This is a genomic window from Variovorax nitratireducens, assembly GCF_051216545.1.
Taxonomy (GTDB): Bacteria; Pseudomonadota; Gammaproteobacteria; order Burkholderiales; family Burkholderiaceae_C; genus Variovorax.
In genome coordinates this window covers 380658-401985 of sequence record NZ_JBPJZO010000004.1, presented here as the reverse complement: position 1 = coordinate 401985, position 21328 = coordinate 380658, and the positions used below count along the sequence as shown (strand labels likewise).

At 68.4% G+C, this 21328-nt stretch carries 21 protein-coding genes; 4 read left to right on the top strand and 17 right to left on the bottom strand.

Annotated features, from left to right (window positions below):
- Positions 1-95 precede the first annotated feature (95 nt).
- Positions 96-1880, top strand: a complete 1785-nt coding sequence (gene msbA / locus ACSFA8_RS14040) for a lipid A export permease/ATP-binding protein MsbA (RefSeq protein WP_435480119.1) — start codon at positions 96-98, stop codon at positions 1878-1880.
- A gap of 124 nt (positions 1881-2004) precedes the next feature.
- Here the strand turns inward: msbA and rng are convergent, their stop codons facing one another.
- Genes rng through ACSFA8_RS14000 form a run of 8 tightly spaced genes read right to left on the bottom strand, consistent with a single transcriptional unit; the run spans position 2005 to position 8840 of the window.
- A complete protein-coding gene (rng, locus tag ACSFA8_RS14035) occupies positions 2005-3537 on the bottom strand; it encodes a ribonuclease G (protein WP_435480118.1) in 1533 nt (510 codons plus the stop codon).
- Positions 3522-4169 carry a Maf family protein gene (locus ACSFA8_RS14030; RefSeq protein WP_435480117.1) on the bottom strand — a complete coding sequence of 216 codons (648 nt, stop codon included), beginning with the start codon at positions 4167-4169 and terminating at the stop codon, positions 3522-3524. The genes rng and ACSFA8_RS14030 overlap by 16 nt, the downstream gene beginning before the upstream one ends.
- Positions 4166-4633 (bottom strand): 23S rRNA (pseudouridine(1915)-N(3))-methyltransferase RlmH, encoded by a 468-nt coding sequence (rlmH, locus tag ACSFA8_RS14025; protein WP_435480116.1) that lies wholly within the window; start codon positions 4631-4633, stop codon positions 4166-4168. Before rlmH ends, ACSFA8_RS14030 begins: the two co-directional genes overlap by 4 nt.
- Positions 4630-5289: a ribosome silencing factor gene (gene rsfS, locus ACSFA8_RS14020; protein WP_435480115.1), complete on the bottom strand. Its 660-nt coding sequence runs from the start codon at positions 5287-5289 to the stop codon at positions 4630-4632. Before rsfS ends, rlmH begins: the two co-directional genes overlap by 4 nt.
- A complete protein-coding gene (nadD, locus tag ACSFA8_RS14015; protein WP_435480220.1) occupies positions 5289-5897 on the bottom strand; it encodes a nicotinate (nicotinamide) nucleotide adenylyltransferase in 609 nt (202 codons plus the stop codon). The genes rsfS and nadD overlap by 1 nt, the downstream gene beginning before the upstream one ends.
- A gap of 8 nt (positions 5898-5905) precedes the next feature.
- Complete coding sequence (gene hemF, locus ACSFA8_RS14010) at positions 5906-6823, bottom strand: oxygen-dependent coproporphyrinogen oxidase (RefSeq protein WP_435480114.1); 918 nt, start codon at positions 6821-6823, stop codon at positions 5906-5908.
- Positions 6823-8118, bottom strand: a complete 1296-nt coding sequence (gene purD, locus ACSFA8_RS14005; protein ID WP_435480113.1) for a phosphoribosylamine--glycine ligase — start codon at positions 8116-8118, stop codon at positions 6823-6825. Before purD ends, hemF begins: the two co-directional genes overlap by 1 nt.
- On the bottom strand, positions 8115-8840 hold the full coding sequence (locus ACSFA8_RS14000) for a YebC/PmpR family DNA-binding transcriptional regulator (RefSeq protein ID WP_435480112.1): 726 nt from the start codon (positions 8838-8840) through the stop codon (positions 8115-8117). The genes purD and ACSFA8_RS14000 overlap by 4 nt, the downstream gene beginning before the upstream one ends.
- Before the next feature lie 208 nt (positions 8841-9048).
- On the opposite strand from ACSFA8_RS14000, the gene ACSFA8_RS13995 reads away from it, so the two are divergent.
- The 3 genes from ACSFA8_RS13995 to ACSFA8_RS13985 are packed head-to-tail and all read left to right on the top strand — an operon-like array spanning position 9049 to position 11631.
- Positions 9049-10080: a chorismate transformation FkbO/Hyg5 family protein gene (locus tag ACSFA8_RS13995; RefSeq protein ID WP_435480111.1), complete on the top strand. Its 1032-nt coding sequence runs from the start codon at positions 9049-9051 to the stop codon at positions 10078-10080.
- Positions 10081-10087: 7 nt separating this feature from the next.
- Positions 10088-10888 carry a lysophospholipid acyltransferase family protein gene (locus ACSFA8_RS13990; protein WP_435480110.1) on the top strand — a complete coding sequence of 267 codons (801 nt, stop codon included), beginning with the start codon at positions 10088-10090 and terminating at the stop codon, positions 10886-10888.
- The gene (locus tag ACSFA8_RS13985; protein ID WP_435480109.1) at positions 10852-11631 is read left to right on the top strand and encodes a glycosyltransferase family 2 protein; all 780 of its coding nucleotides are present in this window, start codon (positions 10852-10854) and stop codon (positions 11629-11631) included. Before ACSFA8_RS13990 ends, ACSFA8_RS13985 begins: the two co-directional genes overlap by 37 nt.
- A gap of 508 nt (positions 11632-12139) precedes the next feature.
- Here the strand turns inward: ACSFA8_RS13985 and fabG are convergent.
- The 9 genes from fabG to ACSFA8_RS13940 all read right to left on the bottom strand — a co-directional run bounded on the left by fabG (position 12140) and on the right by ACSFA8_RS13940 (position 21324).
- Positions 12140-12886: a 3-oxoacyl-ACP reductase FabG gene (fabG, locus tag ACSFA8_RS13980; protein ID WP_435480108.1), complete on the bottom strand. Its 747-nt coding sequence runs from the start codon at positions 12884-12886 to the stop codon at positions 12140-12142.
- Between the two features lies 1 nt (position 12887).
- Positions 12888-13352, bottom strand: coding sequence for an ApeP family dehydratase (locus ACSFA8_RS13975; RefSeq protein WP_435480107.1), 465 nt, complete (start codon positions 13350-13352; stop codon positions 12888-12890).
- On the bottom strand, positions 13349-14092 hold the full coding sequence (locus ACSFA8_RS13970) for a class I SAM-dependent methyltransferase (protein ID WP_435480106.1): 744 nt from the start codon (positions 14090-14092) through the stop codon (positions 13349-13351). The genes ACSFA8_RS13975 and ACSFA8_RS13970 overlap by 4 nt, the downstream gene beginning before the upstream one ends.
- The gene (locus tag ACSFA8_RS13965) at positions 14089-14922 is read right to left on the bottom strand and encodes a polysaccharide deacetylase family protein (RefSeq protein ID WP_435480105.1); all 834 of its coding nucleotides are present in this window, start codon (positions 14920-14922) and stop codon (positions 14089-14091) included. The genes ACSFA8_RS13970 and ACSFA8_RS13965 overlap by 4 nt, the downstream gene beginning before the upstream one ends.
- A gap of 6 nt (positions 14923-14928) precedes the next feature.
- Positions 14929-17307 (bottom strand): MMPL family transporter, encoded by a 2379-nt coding sequence (locus tag ACSFA8_RS13960; RefSeq protein ID WP_435480104.1) that lies wholly within the window; start codon positions 17305-17307, stop codon positions 14929-14931.
- A gap of 112 nt (positions 17308-17419) precedes the next feature.
- Positions 17420-17989: a LolA-related protein gene (locus ACSFA8_RS13955; protein WP_435480219.1), complete on the bottom strand. Its 570-nt coding sequence runs from the start codon at positions 17987-17989 to the stop codon at positions 17420-17422.
- Positions 17979-18971 carry an acyl-CoA synthetase gene (locus ACSFA8_RS13950; RefSeq protein WP_435480103.1) on the bottom strand — a complete coding sequence of 331 codons (993 nt, stop codon included), beginning with the start codon at positions 18969-18971 and terminating at the stop codon, positions 17979-17981. Before ACSFA8_RS13950 ends, ACSFA8_RS13955 begins: the two co-directional genes overlap by 11 nt.
- Positions 18968-20689, bottom strand: coding sequence for an ApeI family dehydratase (locus ACSFA8_RS13945; RefSeq protein ID WP_435480102.1), 1722 nt, complete (start codon positions 20687-20689; stop codon positions 18968-18970). Before ACSFA8_RS13945 ends, ACSFA8_RS13950 begins: the two co-directional genes overlap by 4 nt.
- Positions 20686-21324, bottom strand: coding sequence for a COG4648 family protein (locus ACSFA8_RS13940; RefSeq protein WP_435480101.1), 639 nt, complete (start codon positions 21322-21324; stop codon positions 20686-20688). Before ACSFA8_RS13940 ends, ACSFA8_RS13945 begins: the two co-directional genes overlap by 4 nt.
- Positions 21325-21328: the final 4 nt, after the last annotated feature.

Genomic DNA, 21328 nt, shown 5'->3' with positions numbered 1-21328 from the left:
CGTAACGAGGCTACATGGTACACATTGCGCCGAGGGCAACGTCACAAACTGTGTACGGCCTTGTGGTGCAAGGGCCACCCGTAGAATGCGCCGCCATGCAGTCTTCCCCCGCCGACGCGAGCGCGCGCCCTCCCCTGATGCGCCGGCTGGCAAGGCTGATGACCTGGTTCGGCGGCTCGCGCCGGTGGTGGACACTCGGCATTGCGACCGCGATGATCGCCGCGCTGACCGAACCACTGATGCCCGCGCTGCTCAAGCCACTGCTCGACCGCGGCTTCACGCGCGGACAACTCGCGCTGTGGACGGTGCCTGCCGCCATCATCCTTTTGTTTGCAGTGCGAGGCGTGGCGCAGTTCATTTCGCAGTACGCGCTGGCACGCATAGCCAACGAGGGCATGCAACGGTTGCGGCGCGTGCTGTTCGAGCGGCTGCTCGCCGCGGAACTGGCATTGTTCTCGCGCCAGTCGGCCAGCGCGTTGTCGAACACGGTGGTGTACGAAGTACAGACGGGCGCCATGTTGCTGGTGCAGGCGCTGCTCGGATTGTCGCGCGACGGTTTCACGCTGATCGCGCTGCTCGCCTATTTGATTTACCTGAACTGGAAGCTCACGCTGATCGTCGGCGTACTGGTGCCCGGCGTGGCCTGGATCATGAAGGTGCTGTCGAAGCGGCTGTACCACCTCACGCGCCTGGGCCAGAAGGCCACCGACGACCTCGCCTACGTTGTCGAAGAGAACGTGCTGGCGCATCGCATGGTGCGGTTGCACGGCGCCGAAACCGGCCAGCTCGCCCGCTTCGAGCAACTGAGCCAGAGCCTGAACCGGCTCGCCGTCAAATCGACCATTGCTTCGGCGGCCATGACGCCGCTCACGCAGTTGCTGGCCGCCGTGGCGCTGTCGGTAGTGGTGATGATCGCGCTCTGGCAGAGTGGCGAGCAAGGCCTCACGGTCGGCGGCTTCGTGGCCTACATCACGGCCATGCTGATGTTGATCGCACCGATCCGGCGGCTGGCCGACATGGCCAACCCGATCACGCGCGGGCTCGCAGCGCTTGAGCGCGGACTGGTGCTCATCGACGATGTCGGTGCAGAACCGCAAGGCGGCTTCGAGGCCGCCCGCGCGGCCGGCCACATCGAACTGCGCAACGTGCAGGTGAACTATCGTGGCGCCGACGAAGCGCGGGCGCTGGACGGCGTGAACCTGACGATCGAGCCGGGCGAAGTGATTGCCTTCGTGGGGCCTTCCGGCTCCGGCAAGACCACGCTGGTGAACCTGCTGCCGCGCTTCGTGCTCCCGAGCGGCGGCGCCGTGCTGCTCGACGGCCATGCGATCGACCAATGGAAGCTGGCCAGCCTGCGCGCCCAGTTCGCGATGGTGAGCCAGGACGTCGTCATGCTGAACGACACGCTCGCGGCCAACGTGGCACTCGGCGCCACGATCGACCGCGCTCGGGTAACCGCCTCGGTAGAAGCCGCCAACCTCACGGTGCACGTGCAGAGCCTGCCGCAGGGCATCGACACCGTGCTCGGCCACAACGCGACCGAACTTTCAGGCGGCCAGCGGCAGCGCCTCGCCATCGCCCGCGCGCTCTACAAGGACGCACCTATCCTGTTGCTCGACGAAGCGACCTCGGCACTCGACACCGAATCGGAACGGCTGGTGCAGGAAGCGCTGAACCGCCTGATGCAGGGCCGCACCACGCTCATCGTGGCGCACCGGCTCTCGACCATCCAGCATGCGGACCGGATCGTGGTGATGGAGCATGGCCGCATCGCCGAGCTAGGCAGCCACCACCAGTTGATGGCGCTCGACGGCCTCTATGCGCGCCTGCAGACCCATGCCGTGCGCACCGCTCCCGCGGGCCAGGACCCAACCCTCTAACTGCGGAGCGGGGGAACTCCGGCCCCTTCGCGGAACACCGCGGAACCGGCTCTGCCGGTCCGCTGGTGTTGCCCCCGGTAGGGGGTGGGCGGGCTACACGAAGTGAGCCCAACCTGGGGGCGAGCTAAAGCAACACGATGTCGTACTGGCCCTGCCCCATCGACGCCTCGGCCTGCAGCGAAATCGGCTTACCGATGAAGTCGCTAAGGCCCGCCAGGTGCTGGCTTTCCTCGTCGAGAAACAACTCGATCACCTGCGGCGACGAGACGATGCGGAACTCGCGCGGCGTGAACTGGCGCGCCTCGCGCAGGATCTCGCGCAGCACGTCGTAGGCCACGCTGCGCGCGGTCTTCACGATGCCCTGCCCGCCGCAGGCCGCGCAGGGCTCGCACAGCATGTGGGCCAGCGACTCGCGGGTGCGCTTACGCGTCATCTCCACCAAACCGAGCTGCGAGAAGCTGCCGGCAGTGGTCTTGACCCGATCCCTCGCGAGCTGCTTGCGGAACTCGGCCAGCACCTGCTCACGATGATCGTCGCGCACCATGTCGATGAAGTCGACGATGATGATGCCGCCCAGGTTGCGCAGCCGCAGTTGCCGCGCGATCGCCTGTGCCGCTTCGAGATTCGTCTTGAAGATGGTGTCGTCGAAGTTGCGTGCGCCCACGAAGCCGCCGGTGTTCACGTCGACCGTGGTCAGCGCCTCGGTCTGATCCACCACCAGGTAGCCGCCCGACTTGAGCTCGACCCGCCGCCCCAGTGCACGCGCAATCTCTTCGTCGACCGCGCACAAATCGAAGATCGGGCGTTCGCCCTTGTAGAGCTGCAGCTTGTCGACCGCTTGCGGCATGAACTCGCGGCCGAACTTCACCAATGAATCGAACTGCTCGCGCGAGTCGATCCGGATCGCCTGCGTGTCTTCGCTGGTCAGGTCGCGCAGCACCCGCTGCAGCAGACTCAGATCCTGGTGCAGCAGCGACATCGGCGGCAGCCGCGTCGACAGCTCGCGGATGCGCGACCAGGTCTTGCGCAGGTAGGCAATGTCTTCGGCCAGTTCGGCATCGCTCGAATCCTCACCATTGGTGCGCAGGATGAAGCCGCCGGTGCTGGCCGGCACCACCCCGCCGCTGTCGGCGGCAGCCGCAGCTTCGATCAACGCCTGCATGCGTGCGCGCAACGCGTCGCGCAGGTCGGACGGAATCTTCTGCGACACGCCGATGTGGTTGTCCTGCGGCAAGAACACGAGCAACCGGCCCGCGATGCTGATCTGCGTGGACAGCCGTGCGCCCTTGCTGCCGATCGGATCCTTGATCACCTGCACCAGCAACGCCTGGCCTTCGAACACCTGCTTCTCGATCGGCACTATCGCGCCGCCATTGCCGCCGCGGTGATCGCGCTCGGGCGATGCCGTCTTCGGCCGCGAGCCGGGCGTGAACGGCGCGACGATGTCGGCCACATGCAGGAACGCGGTGCGCTCCAGCCCGATGTCGATGAAGGCCGACTGCATGCCCGGCAGCACACGCGAGACCTTGCCGAGGTAGACATTGCCGACCAGGCCGCGCTCGAGCGTGCGCTCTACGTGCAGCTCCTGCACCGAGCCGTATTCGACCAGCGCGACGCGGGTCTCCTGGGGTGACCAGTTGATCAGGATGTCTTGCATGGGGGTGTGGCCTGGCGCTTGAATCCGACCGACTTCAGCAGCGCGTTTGTCTCGTGCATGGGAAGGCCCATGATGCCCGAATACGAACCGGCCATGTGCGCGATGAAAGCGGCGGCGCGGCCCTGCACAGCATACGCGCCAGCCTTGCCGAGCGACTCGCCGCTGGCCACGTAGTCGGCGATCTCGTTGCGGCCGATCGGCCCGAAGGTCACGCGCGAGACGCTCAACGCGGCCCACCGGCGCTTGCCGTTCTGCAGCGCCACGGCCGTCAGCACGCGGTGCGTATGGCCCGACAGCAGTGCGAGCATGCGCTGGGCGTCGCGCGCGTCTTCGGGCTTGCCGAGGATGGTGCGGCCCAGCGCCACCGTGGTGTCGGCGCAGAGGATCGGTGCCGGCGGCAAGCCCAGCCGCGCATGGCGCACCACGGCCGCATCGAGCTTGAGCGCAGTCACGCGCTGCACGTACGCGCTCGGCGACTCGCCCCCCTGCACCGCCTCGAGCGCCTCGGCATCCTCGTCGGGTGCGGGCAGCAGCAGTTCATGGCGCACGCCGAGCTGCCCGAGAAGTTGCGCACGGCGTGGACTCTGCGAGGCCAGATAGATGAAAGGAGATGAAGAAGAAGACAAAGTCATTCGCGGTGATACGGATGGCCCGCGTTGACCGACCAGGCGCGGTACAACTGCTCGACCAGCAGCACCCGCGCCATCGCGTGGGGCAGCGTCAGATCCGACAGGCGAATGCGTTCGTGCGCGGCCGCCTTGAACGCCGGGTCGAGCCCGTCGGGCCCGCCGATCACCAGCGCCACGTCATCGCCCTCGCCCTGCCAGGCCTGCAGCCGCGCCGCCAACGCCTTGGTCGTGAGCGCCGTGCCGCGCTCGTCGAGCGCGACGATGCGCATGCCCTTGGCAATCGCGCCTTCTATGCGCTCGCGTTCGGCCGCGTAGAGTGTGTCGAGGGTCTTGGAGCCGCGCGGCTCGGTCTTGACCGCCCGCAGTTCGAGCTTCAGCTCGGGCGGGAAGCGCTTGGCGTAGTCGTCCCAGGCGGTCTGCGCCCAGTCGGGCATGCGTTGCCCGACTGCGACCACCAGCAGCTTCATTTGCTGCGCGACGAGGTGGTGGTCTTGCGCGCGGCCTTCTTCTTGGCGGCCGGCTTGCCGGCCACCACGGTCTTGATGGGTGTCTTGCCAGCGGGTATTTTCTTCGCAGGCGCAGCGGTCTTCTTCGCCGCCGGCCTTCTGGCCGACGAGGGCTTCGCCGCCTTGGCCGCCTGCTCGATCTCGCGGATCGCGGTCTTGGAGGCGCTGGAACGGCGCAGCGTGGTCGCCGCCTTCTTCGCGGCGGGCGTCGGTGCAGCAGTCGCAGCCGATGCGGTCGCCGGCTTGGCGGCACCGAACTTCAGGCGCACCGGCTTCTCGCCCCAGATCTCTTCGAGGTGGTAGTACTGGCGGATCGCCGGCTGCATGATGTGCGCGACCGCAGCACCGCAGTCCACGATGATCCACTCGCCGTTGTCCTCACCCTCGATGCGCGGCTTGCCGAAACCGGCCTCGCGCACAGCGTCGCGCACGCTGGCGGCAAGCGCCTTGGTCTGGCGGTTGGAGGTGCCCGAGGCGACGATCACGCGCTCGAACAGCGGGGAGAGATGCTCGGTATCGAAAACCTGGATGTCCTGCGCCTTGACGTCTTCGAGCCCATCGATGATGGCCCGTTGGAGTTTCTGGGTGTCTTTCTTGGCGGCGGCTTCAGTGGTCATCAGGCAGGTGAGTAGAGGTGGTGTTGGTCAATATAGCGTGCAACGGCAGGGGGAACCAGACCGGAGATGTCCGCCCCACGGGCAGCGCGGCTCCGGATCTCGGTGGCGCTGATGTCCATCGGCGCCAGTTCGAGCTGTTCGAAGCGCGCACCGGCTGGCAACGGCGCCAGTGTTTGAGGGTCGAATCGGATCGCAGCGCCCGTGGGGTCTGCGCGATGCGCTATCGAAATAATAGCGATCGAGAGAATCTCCTCAAACCCGCGCCAACTGCGCAAGGCAGTGGCCTGGTCGGCACCGATCAGCAGCACAGGTTGCATGTCCGGGCGCTCGTTTTTGAGTTCGCGCAAGGTGTCGAGTGTATAGGTCGGGCCGGCGCGACGGATTTCGCGGGTATCGACCACCGCATCGGCCACGCCGCCGAAGGCCAGCTGGGCCATGGCGAGCCGGTGTTCAGCACTGCTCAAGGCGCGCGCCTTGTGCCAGGCCTGGCCGGTCGGAAAGATGCGCAACTCGGCCAGGCCCAGCTGGGCGAGCGCGGCCTGCACCAGAGCCACGTGTGCATTGTGGGGCGGGTCGAAGGCGCCGCCGAACACACCGACGCGCGGCATCGCTTGGCTCAAACCCACTCGCGCCGCACCAGGAAATCGCGCGTCAGCGCCGCCTCGGGCGTGCCCGCCTCGGGCTCGCGCCGGTAGGCCCAGCTTGCGAGCGGCGGCATCGACAGCAGGATCGATTCGGTGCGCCCACCCGACTGCAGCCCGAAATGCGTGCCGCGATCCCACACCAGGTTGAACTCCACGTAGCGGCCGCGCCGGTAGAGCTGAAAGGCGCGCTCGCGCTCGCCCCAGGCCATGTCGCGCCGGCGTTCGACGATCGGCAGATAGGCCGGCAGGAAGGCATCGCCGACCGACCGCAGCATGGCAAAGCTCTGCTCGAAGTCCGGTTCGGCGAAGTCGTCGAAGAAGATGCCGCCGACACCGCGCGGCTCGTTGCGGTGCTTCAGGAAAAAGTAGTCGTCGCACCAGGTCTTGAAGCGCGGGTACTTGTCGTCGCCGAACGGCGCCAACGCCGTGCGGCAAGTCTGGTGGAAATGGCGCGCATCGTCGTCGAAGCCGTAGTACGGCGTCAGATCCATGCCGCCGCCGAACCAGCAGACCGGCTCGCCGCCCGCGGGCAAGGCGGCCAGCATGCGCACGTTCATGTGTACGGTCGGCACGTACGGGTTGCGCGGATGGAACACCAGCGACACGCCCATCGCCTCGAATGGCGCGCCGGCCAGCTCGGGGCGGTGCTGGGTGGCCGAGGGCGGCAGCTTCGGGCCGCTCACCTGCGAGAAGCCGCAGCCGGCGCGCTCGAACAGCGCGCCGCCTTCCAGGATGCAGGTAAGCCCGCTGCCCTGCAACGGCTCGCCGGGCGCTTTCTGCCAGGCATCGCGCAGCGCCGCGCTGCCATCTGCCAGCTCGACCGCATCGACGATGCGCTGCTGCAGCCCGCGCAGGTACGCGCCAACCGCCTCGGGCGTCGAGACGCTCATCAGCCGGCCTGGTCGCGCAGCGGCAACGCCCGGAAGCCGATGTCGCGGCGGTACTGGGCGCCGTCGAAATGAATGCGCGCTGCCACTTCATAGGCGCGGTGCTGGGCCTGCTTGACGCTGTCGGCCAGCACGGTCACGCAAAGCACCCGGCCGCCGCTGGTGCGAACCTCGCCGTCCTCCATCGCGGTACCGGCGTGGAACACCACGGCATCGGGCGCTTCCGGCGGCAGGCCGTTGATGAGGTCGCCCTTGCGCGGCGACAATGGATAGCCGTGCGCGGCCATCACCACACCGAGCGCGGTGCGCCGATCCCATTCGAGCTCGACCTGGTCGAGCGTGCCGTCGGTCGCGTGCCACAGCACCTCGAACAGGTCGGACTTCAGCCGCATCATGATCGGCTGGGTTTCGGGGTCGCCCATGCGGCAGTTGAATTCCAGCGTCTTGAGCTGGCCCTGCGGGTCGACCATCAGGCCGGCGTACAGAAAGCCTGTGTAGAGGATGCCGTCGCGCTCCATGCCGCGAATGGTCGGCAGGATGATCTCGCGCATTGCACGCGCATGCACGGTGGCGGTGACCACGGGTGCGGGCGAATAGGCGCCCATGCCGCCCGTGTTGGGGCCCTGATCGCCGTCTTGCAGGCGTTTGTGATCCTGGCTGGTGGCCAGCGCCGTCACGTTGCGGCCGTCGCACAGCACGATGAAGCTGGCTTCCTCGCCCTGCAGGAATTCCTCGATCACCACGCGCGCCCCGCCCTCGTTGTGGGTCACGCCGAACTTGTTGCCTTCGAGCATGAAATCGACCGCCTCGTGGGCTTCGGCCGCGGTCATCGCCACCACCACGCCCTTGCCCGCGGCCAGGCCATCGGCCTTGACCACGATCGGCGCGCCCTGCGCATCGATGTACGCATGCGCCGCCACCGGGTCAGTGAAGCTTTCGTACTCGGCCGTCGGGATCTTGTGCCGCTTCATGAACGCCTTGGAGAAGGCTTTCGAGCTTTCGAGCTGTGCCGCCGCCTTGGTCGGGCCGAAGATGCGCAGGCCATGCGCGCGGAACTCGTCGACCATGCCGGCCGCCAGCGGCGCCTCTGGGCCGACCACGGTCAACGCGATCTTTTCAGCCGCGGCCCAGGCACGCAACGCCGCTGGCTCGCTGATCGCCACCCCCTCGAAGCGCGGGTCGAGCGCGGTGCCGCCGTTGCCCGGCGCCACATAGATCTTCGACACGCGCTGCGACTGCACGAGCCGCCAGGCGAGTGCGTGTTCGCGTCCACCACCGCCGATGACGAGCACTTTCATTCGGACAACTCGGCGTTGTGATAGACCTCTTGCACGTCGTCCAGGTCTTCCAGCACGTCGAGCAGCTTCTGCATCTTCGCGGCGTCTTCGCCGGTGACCTCGACCGGGTTCTCGGCGCGCATCGTGACTTCGGCGACTTCGGGCTGCAGGCCGGCGGCCTCCAGCGCGTTCTTGACGGTTTCGAAGTCGGCGTAGGCCGTGAGCACTTCGATCGCGCCGTCGTCGTGCGTGATGACGTCCTCGGCGCCGGCTTCGAGCGCAACCTCCATGACCTTGTCCTCGCTGGTGGCGGGCGCAAAGATGAACTGCCCGCAATGCTTGAACTGGAACGCGACCGAGCCTTCGGTGCCCATGTTGCCGCCGTATTTGCTGAAAGCATGCCGCACCTCGGCCACGGTGCGCACGCGGTTGTCGGTCATGGTGTCGACGATGATGGCGGCGCCGCCGATGCCGTAGCCTTCGTAGCGGATTTCCTCGTAGCTCACGCCTTCCAGGTTGCCCGTGGCCTTGTCGATGTTGCGCTTGACGGTGTCGATCGGCAAATTGACGGCCTTGGCTTTTTCCACCGCGAGCCGCAGCCGGGGGTTGATACCCAGATCACCGCCGCCCAGGCGCGCTGCCACCATGATTTCGCGGATCACCCGGGTCCAGGCCTTGCCACGCTTCTCGTCCTGCCGGCCTTTTCTGTGTTGAATGTTCGCCCATTTGCTGTGTCCGGCCATAGCTCTATATCTCGCGATCTCGTGTTTGCAAAGCAGACAGCGAGTTTACTGTCCGGCGCACACAACGCCCGAGCTGTAACTGCGACCTGCCAAATGTGTTTGGGGATAATCGCCCGATGACACAGATGCCTTTCGCCCAGACCGCTCCCCGGCCGACGCGCCCGCAAAGCCGCGATGTGCTGATGGGCGCAAACGTCGCCGAGGCCAAGTGACGCTCGTTGCCGCGGCAGAAGCGCCGTCCCTGCGCGTCGAGCGTCTGACACTGGGCCAAGGCCTGGCCCGCGCGGCGGGCGGTGCCAAGCCGTTCGCTGCCTTGAGCTACGGCGCCGGCGGTGACAACGCCTGGATCACTGGCGTCTCGGCCCGGGTGCTGCTCAACAGCGAGCCCATGGTCGACCTCTGGCATGCCGGTGCCGCCGTGCAGTCGGGCACCACCGGCGTGGTGCGCTGGCGCAGCGACGGCCACTGGCTGCTCGGCGTGGTCGATCTCGACGAGAACGGCAATGGCGAGGACTTGACCGCGCTGTCTCAGCGCGCCTACCGCAACCTGTTCGAGGCGATGAAACAAGCCGGTTGCCCGCATCTGCTGCGGATCTGGAACTACCTGCCGCGCATCAACGACGACGGCGGCGGCATGGAGCGCTACCGCCAGTTCAACGCAGGGCGCCAGCAGGCCTTTCTCGAGGCCGGCCAAGCCGCCTTCGAAGGTGCGCCCGCGGCCTGCGCGCTGGGCGTGCACGAAGGCGCGCTCTGCATCCGGTTTCTTGCCGGCCGCGTCCCCCCGCTTCCGGTGGAAAACCCGCGCCAGGTGTCGGCGTACCACTACCCCGCCGACTATGGGCCGCGTTCTCCCACCTTTTCGCGCGCAGCGCTGGCGCCGCTCGGCGGAGGCCAGGTCGCGTTGTTCATTTCGGGCACGGCCAGCATTGTTGGGCACCAAACGGTACACGTTGGCGACGTGCGGGCACAGTTGGACGAAACGCTGCTGAATCTGCGTGCGGTGATCGCCGCCGCCAACGAGCGCTCCAGTGCCAACTTCACGCTGGAGCGCAGCGACCCCGTGGTCTATGTGCGCCATCCGGCCGATGCGCCAGGCATCCGCCGGCAACTCGAGCAGGCGCTCGGCGCCGGCTCGCGCTTCATGCGGCACGCGGTGTTTCTCCAGGCCGACATTTGCCGCAGCGACCTGCTGGTCGAGATCGAGGCGCATGCCACCGAACCGGGCGAACTGCGCGGCTGAGCCTTAGATGATGCGGCTTTTCTCCCTGCTGAAGACGGCCCTGCTGGCCGTGCCGCTCTACGCGTTGCTGTTGCTGCTCGGCACCATCTCGCTCACGTGGAACATGGTCGCGATGCTGCTTCAGCCGGTGCTGCCAGCCCGCCTGGCGCGTCCGCTCGGACGCGCAACCATTGCGCTGGCCTACCGTTGGTTCTGGGCCACCGCATCGCTGACCGGCATGATGCGCATCGACGCCGGATGCCTGGACGCGCTGCGCAACGAACGCGGACTGATCTTCGTGGCCAACCACCCGACCATGCTCGATGCGTTGCTGCTTGTCGCGCGGCTGCCGCGCAGCGTCTGCATCATGAAGGCCGACCTGATGAAGAACATCTTCCTCGGCGCCGGTGCGCGGTTGGCGCACTACATCCGCAACGACTCGGCCCGCGCCATGGTGCGGCTGGCCGTCGACGATCTGCGTGCCGGCGGTCAGTTGGTGCTGTTTCCCGAAGGCACGCGCACGGTCGAACCGCCGATCAACAGTTTTCGCCCAGGCGTCACATTGATCGCCAAGCTCGCGCAAGCCCCGATCCAGACTGTTTTCATCGATACCGATTCGCCGTACCTCGGCAAGGGCTGGCCGCTGTGGAGGGTGCCGCCGTTGCCGGTCGTGTTCAAGCTGCGGCTGGGCCAGCGCTTTGCGCCGGAGCAGGACAGCAGCGCACTGCTGAAACAGCTCGAACAATATTTTCGCCAAAACATGGAACAGCGCGCCAAAGACGCGCAGCCCGCATGCCCATCGACGCCTCGCGCACACACCTCGTTCTGATCCCGAGCTACGACACGGGCGAGCGCCTTTTTTCCACCGTCAGCGCGGCCCGTGCGCAATGGAACCCGGTCTGGGTGGTAATCGACGGCAGCACCGACGGCACCGGCGAGCGCCTCGCGCAGATCGCCACCAGCGACCCCGGCCTGAAGGTGGTGCTGCTGCCCCGGAACCAGGGCAAGGGCGCAGCCGTGCTGCACGGCCTGCGCATGGCGCAGGAGGCCGGCTTCACCCACGCATTGACGATGGACTCCGACGGCCAGCACCCGGCCGACTTGATCCCGACGTTCATGCAGGCCTCGGTCGCGCGACCCGACACGATGGTGCTGGGCCGCCCGGTCTTCGATGCCAGCGCCCCGCTGCTGCGCGTGCGGGGGCGACGCGTGTCGAATGGCTGGACGCAGCTCGAAACCCTGTTCGCCGGCGTCGGCGATTCACTCTACGGTTTTCGCGTCTACCCGGTTGCCTCGCTGATCCGCGTGATGGCGCGCCAGCCCTGGATGCGCCGCTTCGACTTCGACACCGAAGCCGTGGTGCGCCTGGCCTGGCGCGGCGTGAAGCCGGTCAACATCGATGCACCAGTGAAGTACCTCACCGCGGCCGAGGGCGGTGTGTCCCACTTTCGGTACGTGCGCGACAACGTCCTGCTGACCTGGATGCACACGCGGCTGATGGTGGAGTTCGTACTGCGGCTGCCCTGGTTGATCGCCAAGCGGGTTTTGCGGTTACCGCCGTTTCAGGACTGAAATTCCGCCCTTTTCGCAGAGCGCCCGGTGTGCGGTACGGGCTGTCCGACCCTGCTGCGCCGGCCGCTTCGCGGCTGCCCTGCGGTGCTCGCGTTTTGCGGGGTCTCGCAGAACTCGCTTCGCTCAAACAGCTGCGAGCCCTGATCCGCAAAACGCTGCGCTCCTCGGCGGCGCAGAAGGGATCGGCCAGCCCGTACCGCACACCGGGCTTGGGGTGGCGCGGAGGTCGCGCCTTCCGGATGCATTCCGGATGCAACCCCTTCCTGTCCACGTCGGTGGGTGGTATGCGCTGGGGCGGCCGTTGAGGCACCGCCGAGCAGCGCAGCGGCAGGCGGATCAGGGCCGCGTGCTGTTTGAGCCGCAGGCGAGTTCACGCGGACCCCGCCTGCCGCGAGCAGCGCAGGGCAGCCCGAAGGGCCGGTGACGTCGGCCGCCCCAGCGCATACCGCCCGCCGACGCACCCCCGCGCATCCCAGCGCCCCGGTGCCCCGCTGCCCCAGCACGCCGCCTAAATCATCCCGCCATTGATGGAAATAACCTGCCCCGTGATGTAGGCGGCTTCATGGCTGGCGAGAAACCCCGCCAGCGCAGCCACCTCATCCGGCGTGCCGGCCCGCTTCACCGGCACCATCTGCTGGATCATGGCCGGATCGAACGCCGCATCGGCCATCGGCGAGGCGATGATGCCCGGCGCGATGGCGTTGACCGTGACGCCGCGCGCGGCCACCTCGAGCGACAGCGCCTTGGTCGCGCTGTTGAGCGCGCCCTTGGCCGCGGCGTAATTGACCTGACCCTTGTTGCCCATCAACGACGCGACCGACGAAATATTCAGGATCCGGCCCCAGCGCGTGCGCAGCATCGGCAGCAGCAGCGGCTGGGTGACGCGGAAGAAGCCGTTGAGCGAAACGTCGATCACCTTGTGCCACTGCTCGGCCCGCATGCCCGGCAACACCGCGTCGTCGTGCACCCCGGCGTTGTTGACGATGATCTGAACCGGCCCGCCCTGCAGCATCGCAGCGCAACCGGCGGCCGTGGCCTCGTCGCTGCGCAGATCGAACACATGGCACTCGGCAGTACCGCCTGCCGCCCGGATGACGGCAGCGAGCTGCTCGACCGCGTCGGGCCGGGTGCTGGCATGAAGCAGTACCGTGGCGCCGTCATGCGCGAGGCGTTGCGCGATCGCAGCGCCGAGCGAACCGCTGGCGCCGGTGATCAGGGCGCGCTTGCCCGAAAGGTTTGTGGCTGCAGTCGTCATGTCACGGCAAAGGGGTGTTGAGCACGACCACCGCTCGGCCATCGGCCAGCGCGGCGCCATTCATATCCGTCAGGTTGAACTCGTAGAGCACCTGGCGCGCGTCGCCCGACAGGCGCCTGGCACGCACCTGCAGCGCGCCCTGCACTTCGTCGAGCCGGGAGATGGCAAAACGCACATTGCGCGCCGTAGCCAGGAATCCGGCCGAGGGCGGCGCGTCTGGCGCAGCGAGCAACCCGCCATGCAGCGCCATCGCCTGCGCGGCGTACTCGATCGCGTTCGGTGCCATCAGGCCGCCGGCCGTGCGCAGCGGGTTGCCCGGCTGCAGATGGCTCGTGGTGGTGCAGTGGATCGTGTCGACATCCCAGCTTTCGAGCCGCTCGAGCAGGCACATGGTGCCGCTGTGCGGAATGCGCGCAGCGATGCCTTCCCGATCCATGGTTTGCGGTGCGGCCACCGGCGCGCTCATGGCTTGCGATCCGCGACCAGCAGCACGTTGGCGAACGGCGTGCCTTCGCTCATCGGGATGCTCTGCACGGTGAAGCCAAGCCGCTGCAGGAGCGAAGTCCATTCCTGCAAGGTGCGGCCCCAGGTCGGCGACACCTTGTGGCCGCGGATGCGCGTGACGGTACGATCCACCCATTGACTGATCGCGAAGCCGCGCCGGCTGGCCGCATCGCCCACGCGCAGCAGCAGGCGGCCGCTGCCGGGCGCCAATGCATCGTGAACCCGGCGCAGCACGCCTTCCTGCGCATCGAGATCGACGTAGTGCAACACGTCGAGGATCACCACCAGGTCGCTGGCCGGCAGCGCTGCCTCGCACATGTCGGCGCAGACAAAACGCGGCGTCGGCTGCAAGTGCCCGATGGACGACTCGGCGCGCGCCACGTCGCGCGGCATCAGTTCGATGCCGGTGTAGTCGGCCACTGGCGGCGTCGCGGCCCAACCGGCGGGCCATTGCCCCTTTACCTGCATCGCGGCCATCGACGACAGCAGGCTGGCAAACAGCCCCTGGCCGCAGCCGATATCGACCACCCTGCGCCGTTCGGCGCCGATCAGCCCGCGCTCCACCAGACCGCGAAACACCGGGTCGCGCCCGAGCTTGCCTCGCGCGAAGTGGTAGGTGAACTGGCCGGCTTTCTGGTAAGGCGCCGAGGCCGCGTCATGAAGCTGCCGCCAGGCGGCATCGGTGTGGATTGCAGCGCTCATGCCGCGAGGCCTTCGGGCAAGGTGACGGTGCGCAGATTCGCGCGTTCGATTTGCTGCAACAGCAGCGGCAGCACTTCGAGCACCACCGGCTTTCCGCCCACGGTGCGTGCCGCATTGCCGTCATGAAGCAGCAGGATGTCGCCAGCGGCGAGCCCTTTCGCGAGCCGCATCAGCACCTTGGCCGGCTCCCGCTCACGCGTGTCGAAGCCGCGCCGCGTCCAGCTCACGAGCGTGAGCCCGAGCCGGTGCAGCACCGGTGCGAGGAACGGGTTGCGCAGGCCGGCCGGCGCGCGAAAGCAAGTCGGACGCGTCCCCGTGATGTCGGTGAGCATGTCTTGCGCGCGCGCGATCTCGGCCGCATAGCCGCGCGGCCCCAGAAACGAAAAATTGTGGCGATGTTTCGCCGTGTGGTTCTGGATGCTGTGGCCGCGCGCGACGATGGCGCGCGCCAGCGCGGGATGGGCCGCCACCCGCTCGGCAATGCAGAAAAAAGTGGCGCGCTGGCCGGCGGCATCGAGCAGGTCGAGCACCTGGGGCGTCACCTCCGGATCGGGGCCATCGTCGATGGTCAGCGCGACTTCGCGGCGGTCGATGGCCGGCTGCGGCAGGCGCGTGACGTTCGGCCCGAGCAAATGGCTGCGTGGCGTCAGCCCGGCACCGGTGATGAGCGCATGGTTGAGCACCACCGCGCCGATCGCCCATGGCACGGCGCCGGGGATCAGCAACGCGGCACCCAGTGCGGCCAGATGCAGGCCGACGCTGGCACGCATGATCGGTGGCATCGGCCAGGAGGTCGGCAGCGCGGGAGCGGAAGGAACAGTGGAAGACATCGATGGCTATTTTGCTTGCAACTCAGCCACTCTGCGGCGCACGAAGGCGGCCGACAGCAACAGCGCCAGCAGCGCGCCCGGCGCCACGACGCGGCCGATCGCCGACAGCGCCGGAATGTCCGAAATCGCGATCAACCCGAACGACACCACGGTCGTGAGGTTGGCCAGCATCAGCGAGGCCAGCGTGTCCTCGTCGGCCCGGCCGGTCTCCTGCAGCTGGTCGAAGAACAGCGCGTAGTTGGAGCCGACCGCCACGATCAGCAGCAAGCCGACCAGGTGCAGTATGCCGAGCGGCACGTTCAGCAGCGCCATGCCGCCGAGCGTGAGCAGCACCGCCAGCGCCAGCGGCTGGCACACGGCCAGCAAGCGGCGCCCCGAGCGCAGGTAAAGGCCCAGCAGCACCACCACCGCCAGCGCACCCAGCATCACCTGCACGAAGGCCTCGTGCAGGTAGCGCGTGTAGAGGCTGTCGAGTTCGTGCTTGACGTCGACCACCTGCACCTCGGGCATCGGCGACAGTGCCGCTGCGAGCCGCACGGGATCGAACTTGTCGCCGGTGTGCAGCGCAATCAGGGCCGACCAGCCGCCGCCCGGGCGCTCGTACATCAGCGCGTTGATCACGGCGCCGAGCGGGCCGTCGGCCAGGTCGGCGCGCGTGATCGGTTGCAGCGTGCGCGCTTTCTCCACATCGGCGATGAAGGGCTCGAGCCGCGCCGCCGGCAACGGCCCGCCCGCGGTGGCCTCGGCCAGCCGGGTGCGCAGGGTGGCTGCGTCCGGCAGGCTCGCGATGCGCTGGCGCTGCGCCTCGATGCTCGGCAGCATGCGCGTCACGGTTTCGTAGCCGCTCAGTTCGCCGCGTTCGACCAGTGCCTCGAGCCGCGCGCCGGCAGCCTCGGTGGCGCGCAGCACGGCCTGCTCGTCCGGCGCCTGGATCACCACCAGCGTGCGGCCGTCGCTGGCACCGATGTCGTCACGCAGCTTGGCGTCGAGGTCGCTCGCCGCCTGCTTGATCGGGCTCATGGCCGACAGGTTGGCACGCCAGAGCGTGCCGCCCTGCCAGGCCACCAGCCCCGCCGCGCCGAGGCCGAGCACCGCGAACACCCAGCGCAGCCGCGGCAGGCCGCGCACGATGGACCCGGCAACCTTGGCCATCAGGCCCCGCATGCCCATGCCGGTGGCACCGTCGGGCGCCAGCACCGGCAATCCGTAGCGCGTCGCCACGGCGGCCGCGACCAGCCCGGCGATCGAGAATACGCCGAGCTGCGCCAGCCCCGGAAAGCCCGAGAACACCAGAGCCGCGAAGCCGCACACCGACGTCAGCAAGCCAAGCCGCACCGTCGGCCAGTTGAGGTCGCGCCAGCGCTGCCAGCCGGTGCCGGGCACCGCCGCGCCGCGTGCCTGGATCAGGTAGTAGATGGCGTAGTCGATGGTTTCGCCGATCAGCGTGCTGCCGAAGCCCATGGTGAGCCCGTGCACCTCGCCGAACACCAGCGCCACCGCAGTCGTGCCGCCCACCACGCCGGTGGCCACCGGCAGCACGGCGATGACCAGCGCCCGCGGCGAGGCGAAGGCCAGCAGCAGCAGGCCGCTCATCACGATGCCGCCGATCGTCGCAAGCTGGATGGCCTCGCCCTTGATCTGGTCGCGGCTCGTCACCGAGAACACCGGAGCGCCGCTCATCAGCAGTTTGGGTGCGTCGGCGCCGAGCGCCTGGGTGGCCTTGGCGAACTCGGTCTGCACGCGCGCAATCGCGATGGCCTGCGCATCGAGGTCACTGCCCGACGCCTTGGTGCCGGCCAGCAGCATCGCGCGCGGCGCATCGCGCGACACCCAGACGCCCTGCTCCGTGCGCGGCGAACTGGCCGGGATCAGCCCTTCGGCGATGCGCTGCGTTTCGCCGGTCGGGTCGCGTTCGAGCAGCGGCTTGACGATGTTGCCGGCCGGGGTGCCCAGCATCGAGAGCGTGTCGCCGATCGCGTCGCGCAAGCCCTGCACGGTGAAGCGCTCGGGCGTGATGTCGGGCGCGAGCTGGTAGCGGTGGTCGAGCACGAAGCTGCCGGCCTCCTGCCAGTCGCTGTTGTCGCCGTTCTGCACCTGGTCGAAGAGGCCGCTCGCCCGCATCGCCTTGCCGAGCGCACGCGACACGTCGGCACGCTGCGCGGCGTCTTTGCCGCCTTCGATGCCGATCATCAGCGTACGCGAGGCCACGCCGGTCTGCAGTTGCTCGATCAGCACGCGCTGGCGCGCGTCCGGGCTGGCCGGCAGAAAGGCCGTGAGGTCGGCGCTGAAATGGGTGCGCGAGATGACGGCGACGCCGGCCAGCAGCGCGGCCAGCCATACCAGCAACACCAGCGCCCGGCGCGAGCGAGGCGCGCCAGTGCTCATGGGTGTCCCCCCCTTCGCGGGGGCCGCCGCGCCCGGCCGCCCGAAGCGGCCGGCCCGCCCCCGGCAGGGGGTTGGCGGACGGACACGAAGTGCCGGTAGCCTGGGGGGGAGCTCATCTAACCGGCACGATGGTCATCACCGAGCGGTCGCCACCTCGGAACTCCATCTCGACGCCAAGCACTTCGCCGGCCCGGCCGCTGAGACGCATCGAGGTGACCTGCGCCGCCAGCCGCTCGTCGACCGGTTGGAGATCGAGTGTCCAGTTGTCCTTGCTGCCCCTGAGCGTGCTGCGGAAATAGCGCTGCAGCATCGGGCCGTTGCCGCTGAGCGTGCCGCGCATCGCCTCCACCATGCCGAGCAGCTCGGGCATGCTGTCGAGCGTCATGTTGCGGCTGCGGCCACCGCGCGTCAGCGTGAGGTTGTTGCCGTCGACCACCATCGACTCGGGCCGCGGCGACAGCGTGCGGCGCGTCATCTGATCCGGCGCGGTGAAGCTCAGCGTGCCGCTCGCGTACAGCGGGCCGTCGAGGCCGCGCACGAAGCGTTGTTCGGTGAAGGTGCCCTCGCCCTGCTTCTGCTTGGCCAGCAGGCCCATGAGCTCGCCCAGATCGAAGGCCCAAGCCGGCGCGGCCGCACACAGCAGCGCCAGCAACAGCGGGCGCAGCAAACGGTCAATGCGCATCTTCAAGCCAGAAATCATGGAAATTGAACCAGTTGTAAGGGTACTTGCGGCACAGCGCGTCGAGCCGCGCCACATAGTCTTCGACCGCTGCGCGGATGCGGCGTTCCCGCTCGACCGGATCGCTGATGCGATCGGTGAAGTCGGCCAGCGGCTCGAACAGCACGTCGTAGCGGGCGCCGCCCACATAGAGGCCGGCCATGAAGAACACCTTGCGGCGCAGCAGCGCGGCAAGGCGGAACGGGCCATCGTTGAATGTGGCCGGGTGCCCCAGAAACGGCAGCTCGAGCGAATTGCCGCGCTGGCCGGCGGCTTCGCTCTCCTGCCCGGGCAGCGTGCGGTCGACCAGCAGGCCGGCCATGCCGCCGGTGTCGAGCCAGTCCCGCAATGCCAGCATCGAATGCGAGCGGCCCAGCGCGATCACGTGCGGGCGACGCTCGGGCAGGCTGATGGCGTCGAGCACCGCGTTGATCTGGCGCGCGTTGTCCGGGAACATCAGCATCGCGGCGCGCAGCCTCGGATGGTCGGGGCTCTGGAATTTGCAGGCACCCAGCGCCTCGAAACTGCCCATGTGCGCACCCAGCAGGAAGGCGCCGCGCCCGCTCAGCGCCTCGGCTTCTACCGCTTCGTTGCCGACCACCCGCACATCGAACATGTCGAGCCGGCCGCGCAGGAAGTACACGCGGTCAAGCACCGTGGAAGCGAAGGCGTGCAGCAGGCGGTAGCCGTCGCCCCAACCGGCTCCGGGGCCGATGGCGCGGAACAGGTAGCGCTTGATATTGCGCCGCGGGGTCGGCGAAAACAGCAAAAAGTAGAGGCTGATCGGATGCAGCACCAGGCGCGCGACGCGGCGTCCGCACTTGATTGCGATCCAGCAGATCAGACGCAGTGCAAGCAGGTTGCTGCGCTCGGGTGTACGCGACCAGTCGGCCGGACGCTTGGCCGCATCGTCGAGCGCGCGCGTTTCGGGCTGGCTGTGGTTCATGCGTCGCCCTCCGCGCCTGCGGTCCAGCGTCCGCTGACGGCCACCTGTTCGCCGCATCGCACCTCGAAGCGCACGCCGCGCGCGGCGCCGGCCTCGGGTTGCAGCTCGATCAACAGTGTGCTGCCGGGCCGCACGGGCGCGAGGAACTTGGCCACCGCGAGCGTAGGTCGGGCACCGAGCCGCGCGACCAGTGCCGGCACACCCTGCACGGCTTCGAGCACCTCGGACAGCAACAGGGCGCCGGGCACCAGCGGCTGACCCGGAAAATGGCCCGCGAATGAAGGATGGTCGTGCGGCACCTCGCGCGTGGCCTGCACCGCGGTGCCGTCGACCGCGAGCTGCGCCAGCGCGAACTCGCGCAACGCGCGCACGGTGAGCTTGCCGGTGCCTTCGCGCGGCAGCGCGGCCACCTGAACCACGCGGCGCGGCACGAACACCGGCTCCAGCCGCTGGCGCAAGGCCGCAATGATGTCGCCGGCACCGAGCGAAGGGGCGACCACGAAGGCCACCGGCCGCACCACGCCGTCTGTCACGTCGTCGGGCAACCAGAACGCGCCATCGAGCACGCCGGCGACGCTGTTGAGGTGGTAGTTGAGATGCCCGAGCGAGCTGCGCCGGCCGGCCACGTGAATCAGGTCGTTGGCCCGTCCGAACAGGCGGAAGTGCCGGGCGTCGATGAGCTCCAGTACGTCGGCCATCGGCGTCGGCTGCGGCACGAAATCGCCGCTGAACACAAAGCGCTCTTCGCCGCCGGCGTCGCGCTCGGCCACCACCTGCACGTCACCAAAGGTGTGCCAGACCTCGCTGGCGGTGGTGCGGCGCGAAGCGACCTGGCCCGACTCGGTGCTGCCGTAGATTTCGAGCAGCACCGCGCCCATGGCCTGCTCGGCCTGCGCGGCGAGCTGCGGCGACAGCGGCGCCGTCGCCGAGAGGATCAGATCCACCGGCGGCAATGCGATGCCAGCGAGCAGCAGGTTCTTCAGATGGAACGGCGTGGTGACCAGTGCGCGCGGGCGCGGCACGGCCGCCAGCGCCGCCGCCACGTCGGCCGGAAAGAACGGGCGTCCGCTGTCGAACGCCGCGCCGCCCAGAAGCGCCAGCAGCACCGACGATTCGAGCCCGTAGCTGTGCTGCACCGGCACCGTGGTCACAAGGTTCAGCCCGGCCAGCGACGGCAACTGCATCAACTCGGCCAGACGCGGCACTGCGGCCGCGACATCGCCGACCAGCGTCTGCCAGGTCTTGGCATGGGGCTGCGGCAAGCCGGTCGAGCCCGAAGTCAGCAGGCTCACTGCATGCGCGGCGGCGTCGAAATCGGGCATGCCCGGGGCACCGACCAGGTCGGCATGCTGGCGCGGGTCAATCCACACCACCGGCATGCCGTGCGATTGAAATTGCCGGTCGTCGGCCACCGCAAACACATCGGGGTTGCCTTCGCGCAGCCGTGCCAGCGTGTCGGGGCGTGCATCGGGCGGCAGCAGGCTGGGCAAACCGCTCGACAAGGCGGCACCCAGGCCCACCGCGAAGGCATAACGGTCAACGCAGAGATTGAGCACCGGGCCGGCCGCGGGCAACCGGGTTGCGAGCAGCGCCACATCGGCCAGGTACTGCCGCGCTGAAATGGCGGTGCCAGCCCGCCAGGCCAGCGGTGCGTCGAGGTCGCGCGCACCCAGCAACGGCAGCACAGGGGCGGATGGGCGGTTCAGCCTTGCGTTCATCGCCGCGCGCTGCGATCGATCGGCGCGCCGGAGAAGGCGCGCACCGCGTCGATCATGCGCACGCGCTCGAACTCGGGGTGCAGGCGGTAGCGCATGAAGTGCTCGCCGACGAACAGCGCCGTGACGCCGATCGGCGTCACGACGTTGGACAGCAGCGACCAGGCCGCGAACGGCAGGGTGAGGTAGACCACGATCGAGGCGACAACGACCACTGCGAAGTACAGCGTCCAGGCCACCGTCACCTGATGCGTATAGCGCCGCTGGCCGGGCCCGATGGCGTGCACGCGCTCGGCGAACTGGCCGATCAGCGAGAGCCCGTCGCCGCGCAAGGTGCTCCCGAACCAGCCGCACAACAGCGCATTGATGCCCACGTGCTGCAATACGTAGAGCCGATTCGGGTCACCGGCCTCGCCCCGCATCACCAGCCACAGCAGGCCAGCGCCCGCGGCGGCCACGATCAGCAAGGCCCAGCGGCCGAAACGCGCGCCGGCCAGGCCGAGCGCGGTCAGCCAGAGCGGCACCAGCAGAACAGCCACGGCCCAGGGCTCTGTCGCATGGAACAACATCATCCAGTGCGAAAGCCCTGCATACGCAGCGCCTCCGAGCAGCATGATCACCAGGCGCCATCGCGTCATGCGG